The organism is Promicromonospora sp. Populi (genome assembly GCF_041081105.1).
In the GTDB taxonomy this organism is placed as follows: domain Bacteria; phylum Actinomycetota; class Actinomycetes; order Actinomycetales; family Cellulomonadaceae; genus Promicromonospora.
Genome location: NZ_CP163528.1, coordinates 4,501,246 through 4,523,965, shown reverse-complemented (window position 1 = coordinate 4,523,965; position 22,720 = coordinate 4,501,246). Strand labels below are relative to the sequence as shown.

Sequence of the window (22,720 nt, the reverse complement as noted above, 5' to 3'; positions counted from 1 at the left end):
CCGCGACTTCGGTCGGTTGCTATGAGATCGGTCGGTTAATTGACCGATCTCATAGCAACCGACCGAAGTCAGAGGGGCTGACCATCAAGTGACCGAAGTCGCCGAGCCCTCAGAGCTTGGTGACCGCCGTGTACTTCAGCGCGATGCGCTTGGTGCCGTTGGTGCCGAAGTCGATCTTGACCACGGCGTTGGCCTCGACGTCAACGACGGTGCCCAGACCGTAGGAGTCGTGCGTGACGCGGTCACCGATCTCGAGGTTCGGGATGTCCTTCTGGACGTTGATCCCGCCGAACCCGCTCTTCGCGCCCGGCTTCTTCTGCGGTGCGAACGTGTTGGTCGGCTCGTTGCCCGACGACGACGTCACCGGGCCGTTGCGCGAGGCATCCGACCGACCGCCGGACCATGTCGAGCCGGTACCCGAGCCGCGCCCGCCGGACCCGCGGCCGCCAGACCCGTAACCCCCGGACCCGTACCCACCGCTCCAGCCGCCCCGGCCGGCCCGGATCGCTGCCGTCGACGACTCGCGGCGCCGCCAGTCCCACAGCTCCTCGGGGATCTCCTGCAGAAACCTGCTCTCGGGGAACTCGTTGGCCATGCCGAAGGCGGCGCGTACCGAGGACCGCGTGATGTACAGCCGCTCGCGGGCCCGGGTGATGCCCACGTAGGCGAGGCGGCGTTCCTCGGCGAGCTCGTCGTCGTCGTGCAGCGAGCGCATGTGCGGGAACGTGCCGTCCTCCATGCCGGTGAGGAAGACGACGGGGAACTCCAGGCCCTTGGCGGTGTGCAGGGTCATGAGCGTGACTACACCCTGGTTCTCCTTGGGCGCCGCCTCGGCCGCGCCGTCCGCCACGTCCTCGTCGGGGATCTGGTCGCTGTCCGCGACGAGCGAGACCCGCTCCAGGAAGTCCGCCAGGGAGCCCTCGGGATCGGTCTCCCCGAAGTCGACGGCGACGGCGTGCAGCTCGGCCAGGTTCTCGACCCGGCCCTCGTCCTGCGGGTCGTCGCTCGCACGCAGCTCCGCGAGGTAGCCGGTGCGGTCGAGCACCGCGCCCAGCACCTCGGCGGGCGGGGCGCCCTGGTCGACCAGGGCACGCAGCTCGCGCATCATGTCGCGGAAGACGAGCAGCGGCTTGAGCGAGCGGTTGGTCATCCCCGGGATCTCGTCGGCGCGCTCCAGCGCCGCACCGAACGAGGTGCGCTCCCGCTCGGCGAACGAGGCGACGAGCGACTCCGCGCGATCCCCGAGCCCGCGCTTGGGCACGTTGAGGACGCGGCGCAGGTTCACGTCGTCGTCCTCGTTGGCCAGAGCGCGCAGGTAGGCGACCGCGTCCTTGACCTCGCGGCGCTCGTAGAACCGCGTGCCGCCCACGACCTTGTACGGCAGGCCGACCCGGACGAGCACCTCTTCGAGCGCCCGCGACTGCGCGTTGGTGCGGTAGAAGATCGCGACGTCGCCCGGCCGCACACCCTCGGCGTCGCCCAGCTTGTCGATCTCGTCGGCGACGAACCGCGCTTCCTGGTGCTCGTCGTCGGCCACGTAGCCCACGATCTTGGCCCCGGCGCCCGAGTCGGTCCACAGGCGCTTGGGCGTGCGGCCGGCATTGCGGGAGATCACCGCGTTGGCGGCGCTCAGGATGTTCTGTGTGGAGCGGTAGTTCTGCTCCAGCAGGATGGTCGTGGCGTTCGGGTAGTCCTTCTCGAACTCGAGGATGTTGCGGATGGTGGCGCCGCGGAAGGCGTAGATGGACTGGTCGGAGTCGCCCACCACCGTCAGCTCGGCCGGGTCCAGCCCCGAGTCGTCCTCGGTGCCGACCCCCGCCAGCTCCCGGACCAGCGTGTACTGCGCGTGGTTCGTGTCCTGGTACTCGTCGACCATGACGTGCCGGAACCGGCGCCGGTAGTGCTCCGCGACGTTGGGGAACGCCTGGAGCAGGTTCACCGTGGTCATGATGATGTCGTCGAAGTCCAGCGCGTTCGCCTGGGCGAGGCGCGCCTGGTAGCGGGTGTAGACGTCGGCCAGCACCTGGTCGAACTTGGGCGCCGTCGTGTTGCGCTCGTCCGCCGACTGCCCGCCCCACGGCCGCCGGATGCCGCCGGCCTGGGCCGCCGCCGCCTCGGCGAGCGCCTCCTCGGTGGCGTTGGCCCCGGTCTGCCGTGCGTAGGTCTCGGGGTCGACCAGCTCGTTCTTGAGGTCGCTGATCTTGTTCGACAGCCCACGGGCCGGGTACTTCTTGGGGTCGAGGTTGAGCTCGCGCGTGACCAGCGTGATGAGGCGCTGGCTGTCCGCGGCGTCGTAGATGCTGAAGCTCGACCGCAGGCCCAGCGTCGTGGCCTCGCGGCGCAGGATCCGCACGCATGCCGAGTGGAACGTGGACACCCACATGCGGTTCGCCGCCGGGCCCACGAGGGACTCCACGCGCTCGCGCATCTCGGCTGCGGCCTTGTTGGTGAACGTGATCGCGAGGATCTGGCCCGCCCGCGCCCGGCCGGTCGCCAACAGGTACGCGATGCGGTGCGTCAGCACGCGCGTCTTGCCGGATCCGGCGCCCGCCACGATGAGCAGCTGCCCACCCTCGTGCACCACGGCGGCCTTCTGCTGCGGGTTGAGGCCGTCCAGCAGCTCGTCCGGGTTGAGGTGCGCGTAGGCCCCCTGGGCGCGCGGCGCCTCGGACTCGTGCGGCAGGCCCGCCAGCCAGTCCGGCTCGGCAGGAAGGGCCGCCTCGCCCGGGTCGCCACCGCCGTCGTCGTCCCAGCGCGGAGCGGTGCGCGGCAGGCGCGCCGGATCGCCAGGCGTCGCGGGATCGAGGCCGGGCAGAGAGAGGCTGTCGAAGAGGGAAGTCATCGCCCCTAAGCCTAGGCGTCACCACCGACACTCGACCCCGTCCGAGGCCGTGTCCCCAGCAGTGGCGTCAGGCCTTCTCCCAGACCGACCCACCGCCGGCGTCGGGCGCAGCCACTTCCGACCGGAACCTACTCGCGGCCGGGCACGGCCTTTCGACCAGGCACCGTGTGCGACCGGCCGCCGTCCAGCAGATCCAGCGCACGCCGCAGGGCCGTGCTGGAGGTGTGCACCGTGTACGGGAAGTACACGACGTCGACGCCGACATCGCCGAACCGTCGTTCCAGGTCACGGCCCTTGTCGGTGTCCTTCCAGTCGTCGCCCTTGAAGAACACGTCGAACGGGCGACGGCGCCAGGTCTCGACCTTGTCCGGCTGCGTCTCGATGTACACCTCGTCGACGTACGCGATATGCCGCACGATCTCGGCGCGCTCGATGACCGGTACGACCGGACGGCGGCCCTTGGCGAGCTCCAGCATGTCGTCGTCGACGACCCCTGCGACCAGGTAGTCGCAACGGTCCTTCGCGTGCCGAAGAACGTTCAGGTGTCCCACGTGGAACAGGTCCCAGGCACCCGGGGCATAGCCGACCACTGTCATGGTGTGAGGCTAGGAGGCTCAAGGGCTCCGGCGCCTCCTGAACAGCGGGTGAACGTGCAGTTCACCCGCTGTTCGACGCCGTCCGGATGACGTGTGGGTGACGTGTCCGGGTGACCTTCGGGTGAAAATGGGCCGTTCGGCTGTTACCGGGGCATATGCGAAGGCATGCTGAGCACCACCATGGCTACGAGCGTCCTTGCGGTGTGCACGGGGAACATCTGTCGTTCCCCCGTTCTGGCGCGCCTGCTGATCTCCCGGACCGACGGGTCCGTCCAGGTCAGCAGCGCCGGCGTCCGAGCCCGGGTCGACGAGCCGATCGAGCCCCGCATGGCGGCCCTGCTGCAGGCGCGCGCACTCGACAGCAGCCAGTTCTCCGCCCGCCAGCTCACCCCCGACATGATCCGCACGGCCACCGTCATCATCACGATGACGCGCGCCCAGCGCTCCGCGGTGGTCCGGGCCGTCCCCGAGGCGGTACGGCGGACGTTCACGCTGCTCGAGCTCGCCCACGTCCTGAGCACCTCGCCCGGCCCGCGCGCGGCGACCGACGACGCGACCCGCTGGGCACGGGTGCCGGAGCTCGTGAGCCAGGAACGCCTGAACCACTCGGCGTGGAAACGGGAGCTCGACATCCAGGATCCCTGGGGCCGCGGCGACAAGGCCTTCCGCCGCGCATTCGACCGCATCTCGTCGGCCACCGACACCGTGTGCGGTGTGCTCGGCACCGGCAGGCAACCCTGGCTCCTGAGTGCGCCGAAGCCGCGCTCCGGTCCCCAACCGCTCGCTCAGCCGCGCCACTCGTCGCAGCTCGGCAAGTCCTGAGCTACCCAGGCACCAGTCCACATAGATCACACAGACCAACAAAAGGAGGCAGGACGTGGAGCTAGCCGATTACGCAAGCGTACTGCGCCGACGATGGGCGGTGATCGTCTCCACGGCGCTCCTCGGTGCGCTCGCTGCCTATGGCTGGGCCGCATCAACGCCGCCCAGCTACACAGCGACGGCGATGGTCTACGTCTCGCTGAACACCGGTGAGTCCACCAGCGACCTGCTCCAGGGCTCCACCTACGTCCAGAACCTGATCGAGTCGTACGCCGCGCTCACCGACATGCCGGTGGTGCTCGACCCCGTGGCGCAGGACCTCGGCCCGGAGGCGAACAGCCGCGACCTCGCCGCCGCCGTGACCGCCGACTCGCCGCTCAACACCTCGATCATCGAGATCAGTGTGGTCGACGGCGCAGCTGAGCGTGCCGCGCTGATCGCGAACGCCGTCGCCGAGCAGCTCTCGGACACCGTCGTGGACCTGTCGCCCGCGGCGACGACCGGCGAGCAGGTCGTCGCGGTGAACATCGTGTCCCCGGCGGAGGTACCGCGGTTCCCGTCCGCCCCCAGGACCCGCCTGCTGGTGGCCGCCGGCGGCGGCGGGGGCCTGGCGCTCAGCGTCGCCCTCGTCCTGCTCTGGGCGGTCCTCGACACCCGGGTCCGCTCGGCCCAGGACCTGGAGGCGGTGTCGGAGGGCACCGCCCTGCTCGGGGCGATCCCCGTGGTCCGGCGCAAGGCCGCCCGGGTCCCCGCGACCCACGATCCGCTGAGCACCCGCGCGGAGGCCTACCGGCGCATCCAGACCAACCTGTCGTTCGTCGACGCGACGACGCCGGCCCGGGTCCTCGTCGTGACCTCCAGCGTGCCCGGCGAGGGCAAGTCGACGACGGCGATCAACCTCGCCTCGACCTACGCCGAGAGCGGCAGCCACGTGCTGCTGATCGACTGCGACATGCGGCGCCCGTCGATCGCGCCGACGCTCGGGCTGGAGGACGCCGCCGGGCTCACCACCGTGCTGGTCGGCCGGTCCGCCATGGAGGACCTGGTCCAGCGCTACGGTCCGGGCCCGCTCGACGTCCTCCCGCTCGGGCCGATCCCGCCCAACCCGCACCAGCTCATCGCCTCGGACGCCACCCGGGACCTGCTCAAGGCCGCCCGCGCGGCATACGACGTAGTCATCATCGACGCACCGCCACTGCTCCCGGTCTCGGACGCCGCGATCCTGTCCACGATGGCCGACGGCGTTGTTGTGGTCGCCGGGGCCCGCCGGGTCCGGCGGCAGCAGCTCACCCAGGCCCTCCGCTCGCTCGCCGGGGTCGAGGCCAAGGTGCTCGGCTTCATCCTCGCGTTCGCGCCCCGGTCCGGCCCGGGCGGTTCCTACTACGGCTACAGCACTGCCCGACGCCGATGGCCGCGCCTGCTGCCGGGGATGCGCCGCCACGAGCCGCTCAGCCTGCCGTCGACCACGGGTGCGATCAGCATCGTCCCCAACCCGGGCAGCGCGGCGGGGCTCGGCCCGCTCCCCGGACCCGGCATCAAGCCGAGCTCCGCCCCCGTTCCCGACACCGGCCCCGTGCCGCGCCCCGTGCCGAGCCCGGTCCCTCGCCCTGTCCCCGGCCCGCACCCCAGCCCTGCCCCCGGCACCGCGGTCGTTCCCGATCTCGGGAAGGCTGATGAACGAGCCGGGTGACCGCAGGACACGCGACGTGCGCGTCTACAAGACGCTCCGCACCGCGCATCTCGAACGCGCCCTGACGCTGGCCCCGGCCGACATCCTGTACCAGGAGAGCCGCTACGACTTCGACGAGGAGCTGGCGGCGAAGGTCCGCCCCGAGGCGGCGGGAGACCTGCGCTGCGCGTGGCTCGTCGCCCGCCGGGGGTACGAGATCGTCGAGATCAACGAGCCTGCCGCCATCGACTGCGTCCGCAGGTCCGCCGCCGTCCTGGCGGCGCTGCTCCTGAGCGACCTGGTCCGGCGCCGTCGGACCAGGATCGTCGCCTACGCGATCGGCAACCTAGACCCGCACACCCTGCCGAAGCCTGCCGCGTGGTGGCCGCGGCTGGGCCGGCGCCTGGACCTGGTCCTCGCCCGCTGGGTGTGGTCCCGGCTCGACCGGGTGGCGTTCGGCACCCAGACGGCGAGGCAGCTCTACGGCACGGTCTTCGGCATCGCCGAGCGACGGAGCCTGCGCTGGACCACCATCGAGGCGCTGCCGGCCGTCTGCGAGTGCCTGGTCGACTACGGGGTCGACGGCGGAATCGACGGCCGGGTCGGCAAGGCACTCGCGGACGGCGGGAAGACGCCGGGCCGCCTGCTGTTCCTGGGCGACCTCTCGACGCGCAAGGGCTTCGACTCGGTGCTGGCCGCCTGGACGAAGGTGCGGCACCAGGTACCCGACTCGATGCTCACCGTCGTGGGCCGCGGCGCGCTGCTCGACGACGCCTACGAGGCCGCCCGCGCGGACAGCCGCATCCGGGTCATCGCCGACCCGCCGCGCGACGTCGTGCACGCCGAGCTGCGCCGGGCCTCGGTGGTCCTGCTGCCGTCCCGCCGCCAGGGCGCGTGGCGCGAGCAGGTGGGCCTGCCCATCGTCGAGGGACTGGCGCACGGCTGCACCGTCGTGACTACCGACGAGACCGGCATCGCGGACTGGCTCCGGCGCGCCGGGCACGGCGTCATCCCGGCCGGCTCCGTGGGCGAGCTGCTCGCCCCGGTCGTGGCCGAGGCCGCACGCAGGCCGCTGGACCCACGGGCAGTCCGCGCCTCCCTGCCGGGCCAGGACTCCCGCCTGGAGGCGGACGGGTGGCTGTTCTCCCGCGAGGTAATCGCCGTCGGCACGTGACACCCCCTTTGAGTCCTAGGTTTCTCCTCTTTGAGGCCCTCGAAAGCGGAGAAACTTAGGACTCGAACGGGAGCTACTTATGGCGGTGACCGGCGGGTACGGCCGTGCTCAAGCTTGTGGGCGCGGCGTACGTGATCTACCTCGGGGTCCAAGCGATCCGGCACCGCGCCGACGCCCGCCTCGCCCTGACCGCACCCGACAAGGTGCGTGCGGCGAGCCCGTGGCGCGCGGTCTGGGCCGGGTTCGTGGTCGGCGCGACCAACCCGAAGACCATCGTGTTCTTCGCGGCATTCCTGCCGCAGTTCATGAACGACGCCGCTCCCGCGACCCCGCAGCTGCTCTTCCTCGGCCTGCTGTTCAGCCTGCTCGCCCTGTGCCAGGACTCGATCGTGGCGCTGCTCGCCGGGCAGGCGCGCGCGTGGTTCGCTCGCAGCCCGAAGCGGCTCGACCACATGAGCGTCACCGGCGGGGTGGCGATGGTGGGCCTGGGTACGACCCTCGCGCTCCAGGGCGGCGCCAAGGCCTGAGGCGAGCAGCTCGCGGTGCCGCGCACGTCTAGCGCCGCGGAACTCGCTGCCCCCCGCTGAGCCGCTCGGGGACCACATAGAGGTAGCGCATCGGACCGGGGGCGGTCCACCTGTGCAGGAGCCACGAGAGCGCGATCGCGGCCGCCGCGGCGACCGGCACCACTACGAGGCCGACCGCGGTCGGCAGGACCGTCGACCCGATCAGGGCGAACACCAGCGACGACCCCAGGATGATCACCGGGGTGTGCCCTAGATAGACCGGCAGCGTCGAGGCCCCGATCCGCACCAGGACGGCGCTCCGGGCGAGGAAGGTCCCGAGCGCGACTCCGGCGAGGATCCCGGCGACGCACAGGACGAAGTACACCCCGACGACGGATCGGAGCCCCGCCACCTCGACGACCGTCGCCAGGAGCGCCCAGCCGAGCACCAGAGAGGCCCTGACCCCCCAGGGCGTCCGGGCGAGCCGGAGCAGCAGCGGGCGCAGGTACATGCCGCACACAAAGAAGACGTAGTACTTGAGCGCGCCGTTCCACCCGACGTTGCCGAGGTCGAAGCCGTCGGTCAACGCGATGACCGACGGGATCGCCGCCCCCAGGAGGTGCCAACGCCAGTCGAGGGATCGCAGGAGCCGCGCGACGACGCAGAAGAGCGCGAGCGCCCAGATGAACCACAGCTCGAACTGCGGGCGGACCGGCGCCAGGAGGAGGTCGCGCAGCATCGGTCCGAACCCGAGCGGGGTGCCGCGCAGGGCGAACCCGATCAGGTAGCACGCGGTGCCGATGCCCTCCCAGATCACGAAGACCCACAGGTAGAGGCGCAGCCTCCGCTCCCACAGCGTGCGCCAGGACAGGCCGGCCTCGCCCGCTGCGCCGACGCGGTACGCGAGCAGACCCGAGATCATGAAGAAGAACGGCATGCGCACCGAGGACACGTAGTCGTTGACCTGCTCCCACTCGGCCACGCCGAACCAGCGCGCCGCGTGGTAGAGCACGACCAGGAGAACGGCGATCCCTCGGCCCGCGTCGATCCAGACCTCGCGTCCGGGCGCGCTGGTCACTCAGCCGCCCGCCTCACGGGCCACACCAGGGGTGCCATCAGCGCCACGGCGAGGACGAGGACGGTCAGGGCGCTCTCCAGCGGAGCGAACAGCAGGTTCCAGATCGACTTGACGCCGAGGAACAGGAGCAGCGCGGAGGCGGCTCTTCCCGTGGTGAGCACCGCGGTGCGCGCGACGAGGAAGATCAGCAGCACGGCGGCAAGCGCGAGCCCGGGGATACCGCACCAGGCCCACAGGTCGCCGATCACGGAGTGCAGCTCGAACCCGGTGCCGAACATGTAGTTCTCGACGTAGCCGTTGTTGGGGTCGTACCCGAGCGCGTCCATGCCGGACTTGGCCACAAGAAGATCGGTCATGGACGGGAGGCTCCCGCCCCCGAACCCGCCGGGCGACTCGGCCATCAGTGCCGCGGTTGCGCCGATCTCCGGCCGCCCGCCGGTGATCAGGGTGCCCGACGTCGACAGCTGGAGCTCGGTGCGCAGCTGTGCGCTCTCACCGAGCGCACCCTCCAGGATCGCGGCCTGGACCGAGAGGTACGTGCCGAACGCGAGCAGCCCGAACAGGATCAACGTCCGCAGGGCGCCGAGCTTGGACGACGCCGGTCTGCCCCAGGACTGCCACACCACGAGCAGCGCGACCATGAGCAGGATCGCGCTTGTCGAGCGCCCGCCGCTGATCGCCGAGACGCCCGCGAGCGTGAGCACGGCGACGACGTCGATCCACCTCTTGCGCCACCGTGCCGCGAGGGCGAGGACGATGACGGTGACCGGCAGCGAGAACCCGAAGCGCCAGGGGTTCTCGGCGAACGTGCCGCCGGACGGGTTGATGCTGAGCAGCAGCCCGATGCCGAACATGGCTCCCACCACGGTGACCGACGTGCGGCCGCGTGCCCAGAGGGTGGCGCCGATCCCGCACGCGAGCCCGAGCACCACGAAGACCGACTCCAGGAGGCCCGACGTAGACACGGTCCGTGAGTCGCTGTGCCAGACCGTGAGCCATACGCTCCAGACTGCCGCGATCCCGGCCAGGACGATCGTCCAGGAGATCCACCGGGAGCTGCGCACCGAGGACGCCCACAGCGGCAGGAGCACCAGGGCGAGAGCCAGGCCTGCGGTCAGGCCGAAGAACAAGTCCAGGCCCATCCCCGTGAGGACTACGCAGAGCAGCGCCAGCCCGGTAGTGGCGACGCCCCAGCCCTCCCGTCCCTGAGGGGACGGGAGGGCTGGGGCCAGCTCCGCGCGGGTGGATGTCACGGCGAGAGCGGCCCTGCCCAGAAGTCGTCCAGCCGCACGACATTCGCGCCCGTGGTGACGCTGCCCGCGTTGCTCACCGAGTAGCCAACGGCTCCGGCGTCCTGCAGCTCGGGTATCGCGTTGGTCGTGGTGAGCTGCCAGGCGGCCGGCTCGGCAGTACCTGCCTTCCAGACCTTCGCCCGGATCGTGGTCGGCGCCGAACCCGTGATCTGCATCCGCACGGCGAGCTTCTCACCGGCCGCGACGGTCAGCCCGGCGATGTTCGCGGCGGCCAGTGTGGTCTCCGCGCCCTGGACCGAGTTGAGCTGGAGCTGGACCGCCCCGGTCGACTTGACCCAGGCCTTCGCCCGGTACTCGCTGGTAAACCCGCTCGTGCGGCCCGCGAGAGAGACGAACGTTCCGCCGCCGTCGGAGATCTCGTCGAGCGACAGCACCGTCCTGAGCTCGACGTCCGACTCCGACACGCCCTGCAGCTGGGCCTTCCGGTTCGAACCGGCCGTGGGCAGTGCCATGACGCCCTCTCCCCCGGCGAGGGAGAAGCTCGACGCAGCGCCCGAGATGGTCCAGAGGCCGCCCACAGGGGCCGTGCCCCAGCCGCCGGTCACGTCGCGTCCGAAGTCGTCGGCCGCGAACTCGGCCGGAGCCGTGGCCTCGACCTGGACGGCGTCCTGGGCAGACCCGCCCTCGCCGTCCGACACCGTGAGGGTCACGGTGTATGTCCCGGGTGCGGCGTAGGTGTGAGTGGCCTGCGCACCGGTGCCCGTTGTGCCGTCACCGAAGTTCCAGGCCCAGGACGAGATGGGGCCGTCCGGGTCGGAGGACCCGCTGCCGTCCACCGTCAGGTCGAAGCCGTGGATCTCGGCCGTCGCCTCTGCGACCGGCGCCCGGTTCGGGCGGCCGCCGTTCACGGCGACCGTGTAGTGGTCCAGCACGGTGGCCGTGGACAGCGCGGTCGGGTAGATCGCGACGTCGTCCGCCACGCCGGTGTATCGGTCACCGAGCAGCGGGCGGTTGGGCCAGTTGCTCAGGGTGTCGGCGCCGATCCGCCAGTAGCCGTTGAAGGCCTGGCCGTTGGTCACGTCGGTCCGGTTGCCGACCCGGACGCCGTCGACGAAGAGCTGCATGCCGCCGGAGCCGAGCGTGCCGACCACGTGGTGCCAGGCGCCGTCGTTGACCCGTGCCGGCGACCGGAGCGTGAGCCTGCTGCCGTTGTTCACGCCGAACTGGAGGCGGCCACCGGAGTCGATGTAGAGGAGCCGGTCGGTGGAGCTGGAGGTGCCCGTGGCGCTGTTGCTGTTGCCGTAGCCGACGATCCGGCCGGTGCCGGTGCCCTTGATCCAGGCCTCGACCGTGAACGTGTTCGGCGCGGGGGCGATATTGGCACTGGTAGCGACGAGCCTGCTCGACGAGGAGTTCTGGAACGTCGCGGCGGTGTTCGGGTCACCGGTGATGGCGCCGGCGGTGCCGAGCCGGACGGTCGACGGCACGGTGAGGTCCGCCCCGCCCGCCCAGTCGTAGGTCGGCGTCGACCCCAGGGGCTCGCCGAGGCGCCAGAAGTTCGCGGCGCCGTCCTGCACCACGGTGTCCGCGTAGTCGCTGGACGGAGTGCTCGACACGGTGACAGGCACCCAGTCCGACCGCTTCACGTTGCCCGACGGGTCGGTGACCGTCAGGCGGTAGCTGTGCTCCGAGCCGGCCGCGAGGCCGGTGTCCCGCGCGGTCCGCTTCTGCGGCAGCCAGAACTTGGTGGCGATCGTCTCCTCGAAGACGGGCGCGTTCGCCTCCGTGTCGCGGTAGATCCGGTACGTGAGGGCCTCGTCGTCGCGGTCCCACGTGGTGGTCAGGTTGAGCCGGACGGTACCCCCCGATACGGAGGCCACCGTCGGGTTGATCGTCGCGCCGGAGTCGACCGGGCCCACGTTGTTCGGGGCACTGGAGCGCTTCGCGTACCGGACGATCCCCTGCTGCCCGACGCCGTTGACCCGGGGGAACTCGCCGCCGTACAGCACGTAGTCCGCGTTGCCGGAGACCGTCCACACGGCCTGCTCCTTCCCGGTGTACGTCCCGACGTCGGTCAGGGGGTGCCAGGTCAGGAGCTCCGGGCGCGGTGTGCCCGGGTGGTCCGGGTATCCCCAGATGTCCTCGGTGTTGGTGCCCCGCACCTCGTTGATCCAGGCGGTCGAGTGGTAGAAGTTCCACGGGTTCGTCTGCGGGAACCCGCCGCTGTTGCCGCAGTAGTGCTTGTGGCTGGCGGTGTAGACGACATTGCCCACCGGGGCCACGTCGTAGGTGTCGCCGTGGCAGTCCTCGAGCCAGATCAGCGTGCCGTCGGCCCAGCTCGCCTTGAAGGTGCCCTCGGTAGTGCCGCCCCTGCCGTAGTGCCAGCCGACGCCGTACCAGGCCTCGCCGTCGGTCGCCAGGCGCAGGATGCTGGAGTTGTCTCCGGCGTTGCGGATCTCCGTGTGGTTGATCGGGAGGTTGCGCGTAGCGCCAGTGGCGGCGTCGAGCCACGCGATGCCGTAGCCGTTCTGCGTGTCGGAGTTGACCGAGGTGAACGTCCCCGAGATCGCCACGGACTGCTCGTCCGGCGACACGACGATGGACTGCACCTGCCGGTCGTCGACAACCGGCACGAACCCGGGGCGCAGGGCGCCGTTCGACGCGTTCACGGCTGCCAGGCGGTAACGCGTGGCGCCGTTGACGCCGCCGAACCACCCGCCGAAGTAGACGGTGGTGTTGGTGGCCGCGACGGCCTTCGTGTTGCCGTTCGGGCTCGGGACGAACGACGTGTTCAGGGTGCCGGTCGGCAGGTTGAACGCGGCGATGCGGTTGCGGGTGACGCCGTCGACCGTCGTGAACCCGCCCACCGCGTAGAGCCGCGTCCCGTCCGGCGACGCCGCCAGGTCGGTGACGTTGCCGTTCAGCGTGTGGTTGAACGACGTGATCAGCACGCCGGTCGTCAGGTTGTAGGCCAGCAGGTTCGTGCGGGGCACCAGGTTCGTGCCGGGAGCTGCACCGGCCGGCCGGGCGTTCTGGAACTCGCCGCCGACGTACACCGTGTTTCCGACGATGACCTGCTTCCACACGATCCCGTCGACCTGCACGGTCGGCAGCGCGTCGGCGGACACGGACGCCGGGTCGGCCGTCGGCTCGGCGACGTCGGCCGCGACCGCTTTCGCGGCGGAGGCCGTCGGCGCTGCGGAGGCCATTGGCACAGCCGCGAGCGAGGTGACCACGAGCGTGATGCTCGCGAGGACGGCGGCGACGCGCCGGCCGGGCAGGATGCGATGGGACACAAGGACCTCAAAAGGGGAGAAATGGGCCCGCCGGATGTTGAGTGCCGGACGATGTGGACCTGTAGGGATGACTGCCCATCACGCTAATAGCGGACAGGTCGGTCGGCGCGGTCAAACCAGGGTGAACGGGGGGTGATCTCCGCTGCCTCAGGCACCGGTAAAGATGACGATCGCCGACCCGATGCCCGGGTCGACCTCAAGCTCGACGTCGTCCTGGAACTCGGTCGGGATGTTGAAGATGAACACCCCGCGGGCCGAGTCGTCCTCACCGGCCTCCGCCTCGAACGCCTTGCCACCCGGCTTGAGCAGGGGCGCGGCCGGCGTGCGGTCGGCGCCGTAGTAGGCGTTCACCACCACGGTCCGCAGGTCGAGCGTCGTGCCCGTGCCGTTCATGAGCTCGACGGTGAACCGCAGGGCGGGGCCGCCCACCTCGCCGGGGATATTCGCCTCGCCGGTCACCTCCTCGACGAGCGGCACCGTCAGGGTGACACCCGGCTCGGGCGTCGCCTCGGCGTCGAACGGCCTCGGCTCCAGCGTCTCCCGGGGCGCGGGCGCCTCCCCCTCGTCGGTACCGCCGCTGGGTTCCGCGTCGGTGCCTCCGCTGGGTTCGTCGTCAGCCGGATCGCCGTCGCTCGGCTCGGCGTCGCCCTCGGTACCCGTGCCGGCCGACGCCGTCGAAGTGGTCGACGGCGTAGCACCGGCCGCCGGGTCGGCGTCGGATCGGAGCGCCACTACCACCGCCACGACGGCGGCGGCCGCAAGGACGAGCACAACGAGCGCGATCAGGAGCCGACGCCGGGTGACGTACCGGGTGACGAGAGCAGATGTGGGCATGATTCCTGGAGCGTAATCCCGCGTCGCCTCGCTACCCCAGTGTTCTGGCGGACTTCACCCCTACCGGGCGTACGGCAGCAGCACCTTGCCGCGCGTCGCGAGCAGCTCACCACGGGACCTGGCGAGGGTCCGCCGGCCGCGCGCGTCCTGCGCGACGTCGCCCCGCACCGCCGCTACCGCGACCCCCAAACCCCCGAGGACCCCGCGCGCCAGCCCGGCCGCCAGGAGGCGCGCCCGCACCACGGCCCGCCGGCCCCGGCTTGGCGCGAGCATGAGCGCGACGCGCGCCGACGCGTTCGCGAGTCCCGCGGTGCGCGCCAGGAGGTAGGGGCGGGTGAGCCGGTCGGCGGGCACGACGTCGGACACGACGGCCTCGGCGCACCAGACGATGCGCCCGCCTGCCGCGGTCAGCGCGCTCGTGAAGAGGGTGTCCTCGCCTCCCGAGAGCCCCAGGGCGGGATCGAACACGAGGTCCGCCCGCCGGACCACACGCAGGTCGAGCAGGAGATTGTTCGTCGCGGCGCTCCTGACCTGGTCGCCGGTGCGGAGCCCGCCGCGGTGGGCGCGGTCGTAGAAGCCGCCGGCGACGACCCATGGTTCGGGCTCGCCCGCGTACCGGGACACCACGGGCCCGGCGACGGCGGCGGCGCCGGTCGCGCGGTACGTCGCGTGGAGGGCGTGCAACCAGTCGGCGTGCGGCAGCTCGTCGTCGTCCACGAACACGAGCAGGTCCTGGTCGTGCGCTGCGCGCAGCGCCCGGTTCCGGGCGGCGGAGATCCCTGGCTCGGGCTCGACGACGGCGACCGCACCGAGACCGGCCACCGCGGCCGCACCGGCACCAGCCGGATCGTTGTCGACCACCAGCACGCTCGCCTCGACGCCTTCGGCCCGGCGCGTCAGGTCACCTGCCTGATCCACGAGCAGCGGGACGAGTGCCGCGATCCGCTCCGGGCGTCGGTAGGTGAGCACGGCAACAACCAACCGTTCCATCCGAACTTCACCCACCACAATCACCCCTTCCCAGGCACCTCGACGGCTGATCCGGCAGTTACCGTAGCGTGGCCCCGCCCCCTTGATCCTCTGGAGAGCCGAGACTCGTGCAGCAGGTTCACCCGCGCGTCCTGATGAGCGCCTATGCGTGTGGGCCCGGTGACGAGCCGGAAGCCGCAGCAGGCTGGGCGTTCGCCCGGGCGGCGGCCAGGTCCCACCGGGTGCACGTGGTCACCCGGCACAGGTTCGCCCCCGCGATCACTGCCGAGCTCGCGCGCGAGCCGGAGCTCGCTCAGCACCTGACCGTCGAGTACCTCGACCTGTCCGAACGTGTGCTCGCCCGCAAGCGCCGCGGCAGCGACGTGTACTGGTACTACGTGCTCTGGCAGCGCGCGCTGGCCCGGCGTGCCGCCGAGCTGCACCGGGCCACGCCGTTCGACGTCGGCCACCATGTGACGTTCGCGAACGACTGGCTGCCCTGCGGGCTGGCGCGGGTCCGGGACCTACCCGTCGTCTGGGGCCCGGTGGGCGGCGCGAGCAGCATCCCCCTGCGCCTGGTGCGCTGGCTCGGGCTGCGTGGAACGGTCACGGAGCTGCTCCGCGGCGTGCTCACCGCGCCGCTGCGGGCCGTGTGGGGCGATGCCGCCGCGCGGCGCGCGACCGTCGTCGTCGCGCAGAACGAGACCGTCGCGCGACGATTCCGCAGGGCCCTGCACGTGGTCGTGGAACCGAACGCAGCGCTCGACGACGACCTGCCGAAGCGCGCCCGGCCGGCTCGGCCCGCGCCGGAGAGCGAGTCCGCCAGGCGCGCGGTGTTCGTCGGCCGGCTGCTGGCCTGGAAGGGCGGGCGGCTCGCGATCGAGGCGCTCGCGCGTACCCCCGGCTGGGAGCTGCACGTCTACGGCACGGGGTACGAGCGGACGGCGCTCGAGCGACTCGCCCGCCGGCGGGCCGTGACGGGCCGCATCGTGTTCCACGGGCACCGCCCGCGGGCCGAGGTCCTCGACGCGATCGCCGGGTGCGACGCGATGCTGTTCCCGTCGATGCACGACCAGGCCGGCTGGGTGGCGGCCGAGGCGAGCGCCCTAGGGCGCCCCGTGGTCTGTCTGCCGCTCGGCGGAGTGCCGCTCCTGGCCGACTCCAACGCCCGGCCTGCCGATCTTGAGGGCGACGTGGTCGGACACCTGGCCGACCGGCTTGCCGAGGCCGCCACCGCCCCGGGCGTACCGTCCAGCCGGTGGTCCACCTCCCGGCTCCCGGCCGTCGTCACGCGTCTCTACCGGACTGCCACTGACGCCGCCGACACCGACACCGACACTCCTACCCGGAGCGTCACGTGACCGGCGTCCGCGTCCTGACCTCGCACCGCGAGCCGGGGCCTACCACCAACCCGTACATCACGATGCTCACGACGGCGCTGCGCCGCACCCCGGGCGTCGAGGTCGTCACGTTCTCCTACCGGGCGGCCCTGCTCGGCCGCTACGACGTGGTGCACCTGCACTGGCCGGAGACCATCCTGGGCCAGGGCGGACGGCGGCGCTCGGGCCGCCTCGTGCGCTGGGTGCTCGCCGCCCTGCTCCTCGTGAGGCTGACGATCGCCCGCACGCCGGTGGTCCGCACGATGCACAACGTCGAGCTCCCAGCCGACGCGAGCGGCGCCCAGCGGCTCCTGCTGCGCTGGTTCGACCGGCTGACCACGCACCGCATCGTGCTGAACGACCGCACCGACTGCCCCGGGCCGAGCACGACGATCCCGCACGGCCACTATCGCGACTGGTACACCGGCCCCCGCTCTCCGGCGGTGCCCGGCCGGCTCCAGTACGTCGGCCTCGTCCGCCGGTACAAGGGTGTCGAAGGGCTGGTCGAGGCATTCCGGTCCGTCGCCGACGACTCGCTCACGCTCGGGATCGCAGGCGCGGCGTCGTCCCCGGGGCTCGCGGCCACCATCACCGACCTGGCCAACGGCGACCCCCGGGTCACCCTCGGCTTCGGTTACCTGTCCGACGACGAGCTCGTCGCCGCCGTGACCGCGGCGGAACTCGTGGTGCTGCCCTACCGGTTCATGCACAACTCCGGGACCGTCCTGGCCGCGCTCTCGCTCGACCGGCCGGTCCTCGTGCCGGACACCCCCGTCAATGCCGATCTGTCGGCGGAGGTCGGTCCGGGCTGGATCCACACCTTCACCGGGGACCTGACGGCCGGGGCCGTCGAGGCCGCGCTCGCTGCGGCCCGCGAGCCGCGCGCGGCGTCCCCGGACCTGAGCGCGCGCGAGTGGGACGACGCCGGGCAGGCGCACCTCGCGATCTATCGGCTGGCGCTGTCTCGTGCGGGGTCCCGCACGAGGTCTGCCACGCCCCGCGCCAGGGCATCCGCGTGAGCACGGCCCGGGTGGGCTCGCCCTGGCGTTCCGTCGGGAACAGCGCGGTCGTCCAGGTGGTCGTGACCGGCCTCTCCGGACTGCTCGGCATGGTGACCGCTCGCCTGATCATCGAACAGTTCGGTGTCGGCCAGTACGCCCAGTACGGGCTCCTGACGTCCCTTCCCGCGCTCATCCCGTTCGCCGACCTCGGCGTGGCCGCCGTCGTGGTGAACGCCATGGCGTCGACGGACCGGGTCGACACCGACCCCGTCGTGCGCAGGACGCTGACCAGCGCCTTCCGGGTGATGCTCTGCTCGGGCCTGGTGATCGCGACCGCTGGTGCCCTGCTCGGGCTGCTCGGCTGGTGGCCGGTGCTGCTCGGCCCCGGCCTGCTCGACGGCGGCGCGGCCACCGCGACGGTGTGCGTCATGGTCCTCGGCCTGGCACTGCCGCTCGGTGTCGGCGCCCGGATCCTGGTGGGGCTCGGCCGCAACGCCCTGCAGATCGCGCTCACCGGGCTCACCGCACCGCTGGTCATGGCGGGCGTGCTCGTGGTCCTGCTCACCGGGAATGGTTCGGGCAACTTCCTCGCCGTCGCCTCCTACGCCGCGGCGGCCGTCGTGGCGGTGGTGCTGCTGATCACCGCGTCCCGCCTGGTCCGGCCCCAGGTCGGTGCCGCGTTCCGGGACGTGCACCGGCTCCGGACCGTCCCCGGGGTCCCCGTGTTCGACACCGCGTGGCCCATGCTCGTGCAGATGATCTCGCTGCCGATCGCCATGCAGACCGGCCGGATCCTGCTGAGCCACCAGGGCACGCCCCTGGACCTCGCGCGATACAACCTCGCCTCCCAGCTCTTCGGCGTCGTCCTCGGCGCGGTGGCCACGGCGGGGGTAGCGCTGTGGCCACACTTCGCGCGGGCTCGCAGCCAGTCGGTAAAGGCTTCGCCATTCCGGGCCACCGGGGTGTTCGTCGTGGCGGGCATCGTGCTGGCGCTGGTCCTGGCCGCGCTGCTGCCGGTGGTGGTCCCGCTGGTGACCGGCGGCGAGTTCGGCCTCACGATGTCGATCGTCGTCGCGTTCGTCGTGTTCACGGTGCTGCAGGCGGCCAAGTACCCGGTGGGCATGTACATGACCGACGGCCCCGGGCTCCGGGCACAGGTGCTCCCGATCGTGCTGATGATCCCCCTGAACCTCGGCCTGACCTGGTGGGCGATCCCCCACCTCGGCGCCGCCGGCCCCGTGTGGGCGACGTCCGTGTCCGTGCTGGTGTGCCAGGTGATCCCCAACGCGCTGTGGGTGCGCCGGTCGATGGCGCGGCAGGCGTGACTCGACAGATGCGAGGAGCTGAACCCATGGTCGACGTCGGAGTCGTCTTCCCCGAGGGACGGGGCGTGGCCCGGTGGGCCGAGCGCAATGCCGCCAGCCCTGTACCCAGCCGCTGGCCGTACGGCCTTGACGGGCTCGCGTCCCCGGGCCTCACGCTGACTGACCGCGAGGTCCGGCCCCCGTCGCGGCTCGCCACCCAGGCCTATGCGCGGGGCTTGGCCCTGCCGACGTTCGGCGAGCCGAAGCTGGACGTCGCAATCACGTGGGAGGAGTCACTGGCGGTCGCCATGCGCTCCCAGGTGCGAGCCCGCCGGCACGCCTGCGGCGTCATCTGGGCGACCGACGCCGTCGCGGCGGGCGCGGCCACACCGGCGGTGCACGCCACGCGCACGGCACTGCGGAGCATGGACGTGCTCTGGACCCTGGCCCGCCCGCAGGTCGAGCGGGTGGAGTCCTGGCTCGGCGCCGGCCACCCACCAGTCCATCACCTACCGTTCGGCGTGGACACGGAGTTCTACGCGCCGTCGGCCTACCCGGAGCAGCCGCTGGTCACGAGCATCGGCGGAGACCGCGACCGGGACCCCGAGACGCTGTACGCGGCGCTGGAGCTCGTGCTGCGGGCCCGCTCCGACGCCCGGGTCATCATCGGCTCCAAGAGCCCGCTGCCAGTTCCCACGGGCGTCGAGCGACACGAGTTCATCCCCCACGACGAGGTGCGCCGGCTGTTCGCCCGCGCGTCCGCCGTCGCCATCGCGACGCGCCCCAACTGGCACGTCTCCGGCATGACCGTCGCCCTGGAGGCGGGTGCCTGCGCCCGGCCCGTCGTCGCCTGCACGACCCCGGGGATGGACGACTACGTGGTGCCGGGCAAGACCGGCGAGCTGGTGCCCCCGCAGGACCCGGAGGCGATGGCCGAGGCCGTGCTCGGGCTGCTCGACGACCGCGACCGCGCCGCGCGCATGGGCTGGGCCGCGCGGGAACACGTAGTCGCCCATCACTCGACGACCATCATGTGCGAGTCGCTGCGTGCCATCGCGCTCGGCTGATCACGAAGCGCGCACGCCGAGCGCGTCCACCACACCCCGCGCCACCCCGCGCCACGGCCCGATCCCTTCGACGAACTGCCGGCGCCCGCCCCGTAGCGCCACCGCCCGGGCGGCCTGGGGCAGGGCGCGCCGCCAGCGCCGCACGTCGGCCGGGGCGAGGTTCTTGAGCGCGAACAGCATCCGGTTGCGGATGTCGTACCGGTAGTACGTCTCGCTCTTGGCCCGGCCCCGGGAATCCTGGGTCCCGCCTTCGTCGTGCACCACGTGGGCGCCGTCGACCACCTGGAGCCGCGCCCCGAGCGCGGCGGCCCGCCACGACAGGTCGACGTCCTCCCAGTACAGGAAGTAGTCCTCGTCGAAACCGCCGAGCTCCGACCAGAGCTCCGCCCCGAGGGCCAGGCAAGCGCCGCTGAGCCAGGGGACGTCGTCGGGCGCCGTGCGAGTGCCGCTCATGGTGCCGTCAGCGCGGTGCAGGTAGGTGAGGCCGCGCGAGTAGACCCCGCCGTCGGGCCGCAGGATCCGCGGCGCGGCGAGCACCCGGTCAGACAACTGGTCCGCCGACCGAGCGGCCGACGCGAGCGCCGACAGGCCGGCCGGGTCCGTCCACGCGTCGGGGTTGAGGAACACCAGCACCCGGGAGCCGGCCGCCAGCGCGTGCGCCGCGCCGAGGTTCGAGCCGCCGCCGAACCCGACGTTCGTCTCGGGCAGCAGGAGGTCCCACCAGTGCTCGGCGGCCAGGCGGGTAATGGCCGCCCGCTCCTTCAGGCTGCTGAAGCTGTCCACGACCACTACCCGCGCGCCGCTGTCGCCGACCGTGCGGACCAGGTTCGTCGCCAGCAGGTCGGCGGAACCGTAGTTGACGACGATCACCGCCACGCCGTCGAGCACGCTCATAGCGACCGCACCTCGCGGAACCACTTGACCAGCGCGAGTGCCAGGAACCCGAGGGTGCAGGCGGTGATCGCGGTGTATACCCACAGGAAGACCGTCGGGGAGCCGAGCAGCACGAACGTCCAGCACAGCACGCCGTAGTCGGTGGGCAGCACGAGGACGGACCGGAGCCAGGGGAAGCGGCCCTCGGTCGCCGCCCGGGACTGCACGCCGTGCGCCCGGCGGAGCTGCTCGGTGAGGATCATGGCGAAGAACAGGACGCTGCTGATGATCGCCGAGACGACAAAAACGAGCAGCCAGGCGGGCGCCACGACGTCGTGCACCGCGAAACCCACCCCGAGCGCGAGCGGAAGGGTGACCACCTTGAGCGCGTCGACCGCGTGGTCGAGCCACTCGCCGGCCGGGCTGCCGAGGCCGGTCAGGCGGGCGACCTGCCCGTCCGCCGAGTCCCAGGCGTAACCGAGAACGAGCAGCAGCGCGACGGCGATGCCCTGCCCCCAGGAGGGCGGCAGCGCGATCAGCAGCGCGATGCCGCTGAACGTGAACAGGGCGCTCACACCCGTGACCGCGTTCGGGCTGAGACCCGCCTGGTAGGCGGCGGCCGCGAGGTATCTGCCGATGCGGCGGTTGATGAACCGCGAGTACGCCGGGGCGCCTCGTGCGGCCCCCTTCTGCGCCGTGCCGAGCCGGGCCACGACCTCGCGGTACGACTCGCGGACTTCTGTGCTCATCGCGCAGCACCACCTTCCGACCAGGCCCACTGCGGGGAGTGCTTGCGACGGGCGAAGGGCTTGGGGCCCGGCGTGCCACGGGTGGCGAGGTCGAGCGCGAGCCGCTCGTATCCGTCCGTGACCACGTCCCAGTCGTAGGCGGTCGCCTGCTCGGCGAGGGTCTTGCCCCGGGCGGCGGCGGCCGCGAGGTCACCCTCGGCCTCGATGACCCGCGCGCCGACGTCGGCCGGGGTGCGGAAGTACCAGCCGGCCTCCCCGAGGACCTCGCGGTTGAACCCGACGTCGTACGCGGCGGTAGCGGTGCCGCCGCCGATCGCCCTCAGCAGCGACGGATTGGTCCCGCCGACCGAGTGTCCGTGCAGGTAGGTCAAGGCCCCGGCGTACAGCTGGTCCAGCAGCGCCTGGTCCCACACCCCGCCCAGCAGGCGCACCCGGGAGTCGCCGGCCGCGAGCGCCGAGATCCGCTCGGTGTACTCGTGCGCATAGGGCGCGGAGCCGACGACGACGAGCGGGCGCACCGCATCGCTGGCCACGTACCCCTCGACGATCACGTCGACGTGGTTCTCCGGCTCGAACCGCGCGACCACCAGGTGGTATCCGTCCGCGGTCAGGTCGAGCTCGGCAAGGCGGTCCTGCCCGACGTCGGACAGGTCGGGCGCACCGTACGTGATGAGGCGGCTCTCCGCGTTGTACTCGTCGCGGTAGTAGTCGGCGATCCCCTGCGCGTCCGCGATGAGGGCGTCCGAGAGCCGCACCGCCACGGTCTCGGCGGCCCGGTAGTACCTACGGCCGGTCGGACCCCACTTGGCGCGGCGCCACTCCAGCCCGTCGACGTGGGTCGCGACCGGGATGCGCACCGCGCGCAGCACGGGCAGCAGCGGCGCGTTGGCCGCGTTGAACACGAACGCGACGTCCGTGCGGTGCGTCGCCAGGTGCGCTACGGACAGGGCCGTGTGGCTCAGCGTCTCCAGGGACCGGCGGCGCATCGCGGGCAGCGTGACGAGCTCCATGCCCAGGTGTCGCGTGAGCTGAGGGGCTCCGTCGGCTTCCGCCGCGGGGTCGCGCCGGCAGTAGGTCCGCACGCGGTGCCCGCGTGCGGCGAGCCGGGACCCGATCTCCTCCACGGCTGTCTCGAACCCTCCGTAACGCGCCGGGACGCCACGGGTCCCGACCATCGCGATGTGCAGGGGTTTTGAGGGCATGCCGGGAGCGTAGGTCGGGGCCAGATGCCTGGAACACCCAGAGAAGGGGTGAACATGTATTTTCACCCGCCTCTTGCCATTTTCACCCCTCCTGGGCGAATCAGTG

The 22,720-nt window shown here is 71.8% G+C and carries 18 protein-coding genes; 8 read left to right on the top strand and 10 right to left on the bottom strand.

The window, feature by feature from the left end; all coding sequences use genetic code 11:
- Window positions 1–109: 109 nt before the first annotated feature.
- Together AB1046_RS20465 and AB1046_RS20460 are read right to left on the bottom strand one after the other, a co-directional pair.
- A complete protein-coding gene (locus tag AB1046_RS20465; protein WP_369371119.1) occupies window positions 110–2,842 on the bottom strand; it encodes a UvrD-helicase domain-containing protein in 2,733 nt (910 codons plus the stop codon).
- Between the two features lie 128 nt (window positions 2,843–2,970).
- Window positions 2,971–3,438: an adenylyltransferase/cytidyltransferase family protein gene (locus AB1046_RS20460; RefSeq protein ID WP_369371118.1), complete on the bottom strand. Its 468-nt coding sequence runs from the start codon at window positions 3,436–3,438 to the stop codon at window positions 2,971–2,973.
- A gap of 165 nt (window positions 3,439–3,603) precedes the next feature.
- On the opposite strand from AB1046_RS20460, the gene AB1046_RS20455 reads away from it, so the two are divergent.
- The 4 genes from AB1046_RS20455 (at window position 3,604) to AB1046_RS20440 (ending at window position 7,630) form a co-directional block, all read left to right on the top strand.
- Window positions 3,604–4,260, top strand: a complete 657-nt coding sequence (locus tag AB1046_RS20455; protein ID WP_369371117.1) for a low molecular weight phosphatase family protein — start codon at window positions 3,604–3,606, stop codon at window positions 4,258–4,260.
- A 55-nt stretch (window positions 4,261–4,315) separates the two neighbouring features.
- Window positions 4,316–5,950 carry a polysaccharide biosynthesis tyrosine autokinase gene (locus AB1046_RS20450; RefSeq protein WP_369371116.1) on the top strand — a complete coding sequence of 545 codons (1,635 nt, stop codon included), beginning with the start codon at window positions 4,316–4,318 and terminating at the stop codon, window positions 5,948–5,950.
- Entirely contained in the window at window positions 5,934–7,103 is a 1,170-nt protein-coding gene (locus tag AB1046_RS20445; RefSeq protein WP_369371115.1) for a glycosyltransferase family 4 protein, read from the top strand. Before AB1046_RS20450 ends, AB1046_RS20445 begins: the two co-directional genes overlap by 17 nt.
- A 104-nt stretch (window positions 7,104–7,207) precedes the next feature.
- Entirely contained in the window at window positions 7,208–7,630 is a 423-nt protein-coding gene (locus AB1046_RS20440; RefSeq protein WP_369371114.1) for a LysE family translocator, read from the top strand.
- A 28-nt stretch (window positions 7,631–7,658) separates the two neighbouring features.
- Here AB1046_RS20440 and AB1046_RS20435 read toward each other — a convergent pair whose 3' ends face one another.
- From AB1046_RS20435 to AB1046_RS20415, 5 genes are all read right to left on the bottom strand, one after another.
- A complete protein-coding gene (locus AB1046_RS20435) occupies window positions 7,659–8,687 on the bottom strand; it encodes an acyltransferase family protein (protein ID WP_369371113.1) in 1,029 nt (342 codons plus the stop codon).
- Complete coding sequence (locus AB1046_RS20430) at window positions 8,684–9,940, bottom strand: hypothetical protein (protein ID WP_369371112.1); 1,257 nt, start codon at window positions 9,938–9,940, stop codon at window positions 8,684–8,686. The genes AB1046_RS20435 and AB1046_RS20430 overlap by 4 nt, the downstream gene beginning before the upstream one ends.
- The gene (locus AB1046_RS20425; protein ID WP_369371111.1) at window positions 9,937–13,236 is read right to left on the bottom strand and encodes a LamG-like jellyroll fold domain-containing protein; all 3,300 of its coding nucleotides are present in this window, start codon (window positions 13,234–13,236) and stop codon (window positions 9,937–9,939) included. Before AB1046_RS20425 ends, AB1046_RS20430 begins: the two co-directional genes overlap by 4 nt.
- Before the next feature lie 147 nt (window positions 13,237–13,383).
- Entirely contained in the window at window positions 13,384–14,070 is a 687-nt protein-coding gene (locus AB1046_RS20420; RefSeq protein WP_369371110.1) for a hypothetical protein, read from the bottom strand.
- A 60-nt stretch (window positions 14,071–14,130) separates the two neighbouring features.
- Window positions 14,131–15,060 carry a glycosyltransferase family 2 protein gene (locus tag AB1046_RS20415; protein ID WP_369371109.1) on the bottom strand — a complete coding sequence of 310 codons (930 nt, stop codon included), beginning with the start codon at window positions 15,058–15,060 and terminating at the stop codon, window positions 14,131–14,133.
- Window positions 15,061–15,167: 107 nt separating this feature from the next.
- On the opposite strand from AB1046_RS20415, the gene AB1046_RS20410 reads away from it, so the two are divergent.
- The 4 genes from AB1046_RS20410 to AB1046_RS20395 are packed head-to-tail and all read left to right on the top strand — an operon-like array spanning window position 15,168 to window position 19,790.
- Window positions 15,168–16,400: a glycosyltransferase family 4 protein gene (locus AB1046_RS20410; RefSeq protein WP_369371108.1), complete on the top strand. Its 1,233-nt coding sequence runs from the start codon at window positions 15,168–15,170 to the stop codon at window positions 16,398–16,400.
- A complete protein-coding gene (locus AB1046_RS20405; protein ID WP_369371107.1) occupies window positions 16,397–17,437 on the top strand; it encodes a glycosyltransferase in 1,041 nt (346 codons plus the stop codon). The genes AB1046_RS20410 and AB1046_RS20405 overlap by 4 nt, the downstream gene beginning before the upstream one ends.
- The gene (locus tag AB1046_RS20400) at window positions 17,434–18,744 is read left to right on the top strand and encodes a lipopolysaccharide biosynthesis protein (RefSeq protein WP_369371106.1); all 1,311 of its coding nucleotides are present in this window, start codon (window positions 17,434–17,436) and stop codon (window positions 18,742–18,744) included. Before AB1046_RS20405 ends, AB1046_RS20400 begins: the two co-directional genes overlap by 4 nt.
- Before the next feature lie 26 nt (window positions 18,745–18,770).
- Window positions 18,771–19,790: a glycosyltransferase family 4 protein gene (locus AB1046_RS20395; RefSeq protein WP_369371105.1), complete on the top strand. Its 1,020-nt coding sequence runs from the start codon at window positions 18,771–18,773 to the stop codon at window positions 19,788–19,790.
- Here the strand turns inward: AB1046_RS20395 and AB1046_RS20390 are convergent, their stop codons facing one another.
- Genes AB1046_RS20390 through AB1046_RS20380 form a run of 3 tightly spaced genes read right to left on the bottom strand, consistent with a single transcriptional unit; the run spans window position 19,791 to window position 22,614 of the window.
- The gene (locus AB1046_RS20390) at window positions 19,791–20,684 is read right to left on the bottom strand and encodes a glycosyltransferase (RefSeq protein WP_369371104.1); all 894 of its coding nucleotides are present in this window, start codon (window positions 20,682–20,684) and stop codon (window positions 19,791–19,793) included.
- Complete coding sequence (locus tag AB1046_RS20385; protein WP_369371103.1) at window positions 20,681–21,412, bottom strand: CDP-alcohol phosphatidyltransferase family protein; 732 nt, start codon at window positions 21,410–21,412, stop codon at window positions 20,681–20,683. Before AB1046_RS20385 ends, AB1046_RS20390 begins: the two co-directional genes overlap by 4 nt.
- Entirely contained in the window at window positions 21,409–22,614 is a 1,206-nt protein-coding gene (locus tag AB1046_RS20380) for a DUF1972 domain-containing protein (protein ID WP_369371102.1), read from the bottom strand. The genes AB1046_RS20385 and AB1046_RS20380 overlap by 4 nt, the downstream gene beginning before the upstream one ends.
- Window positions 22,615–22,720 lie beyond the last annotated feature (106 nt).

Bases quoted from the DNA above. Each gene is read 5' to 3' on its own strand.
- AB1046_RS20465 (WP_369371119.1), bottom strand. From the start codon at position 2,842: ATGACTTCCCTCTTCGACAGCCTCTCTCTGCCCGGCCTCGATCCCGCG.
- AB1046_RS20460 (WP_369371118.1), bottom strand. From the start codon at position 3,438: ATGACAGTGGTCGGCTATGCCCCGGGTGCCTGGGACCTGTTCCACGTG.
- AB1046_RS20455 (WP_369371117.1), top strand. From the start codon at position 3,604: ATGCTGAGCACCACCATGGCTACGAGCGTCCTTGCGGTGTGCACGGGG.
- AB1046_RS20445 (WP_369371115.1), top strand. From the start codon at position 5,934: ATGAACGAGCCGGGTGACCGCAGGACACGCGACGTGCGCGTCTACAAG.
- AB1046_RS20420 (WP_369371110.1), bottom strand. From the start codon at position 14,070: ATGCCCACATCTGCTCTCGTCACCCGGTACGTCACCCGGCGTCGGCTC.
- AB1046_RS20415 (WP_369371109.1), bottom strand. From the start codon at position 15,060: ATGGAACGGTTGGTTGTTGCCGTGCTCACCTACCGACGCCCGGAGCGG.
- AB1046_RS20395 (WP_369371105.1), top strand. From the start codon at position 18,771: ATGGTCGACGTCGGAGTCGTCTTCCCCGAGGGACGGGGCGTGGCCCGG.
- AB1046_RS20390 (WP_369371104.1), bottom strand. From the start codon at position 20,684: ATGAGCGTGCTCGACGGCGTGGCGGTGATCGTCGTCAACTACGGTTCC.
- AB1046_RS20385 (WP_369371103.1), bottom strand. From the start codon at position 21,412: ATGAGCACAGAAGTCCGCGAGTCGTACCGCGAGGTCGTGGCCCGGCTC.
- AB1046_RS20380 (WP_369371102.1), bottom strand. From the start codon at position 22,614: ATGCCCTCAAAACCCCTGCACATCGCGATGGTCGGGACCCGTGGCGTC.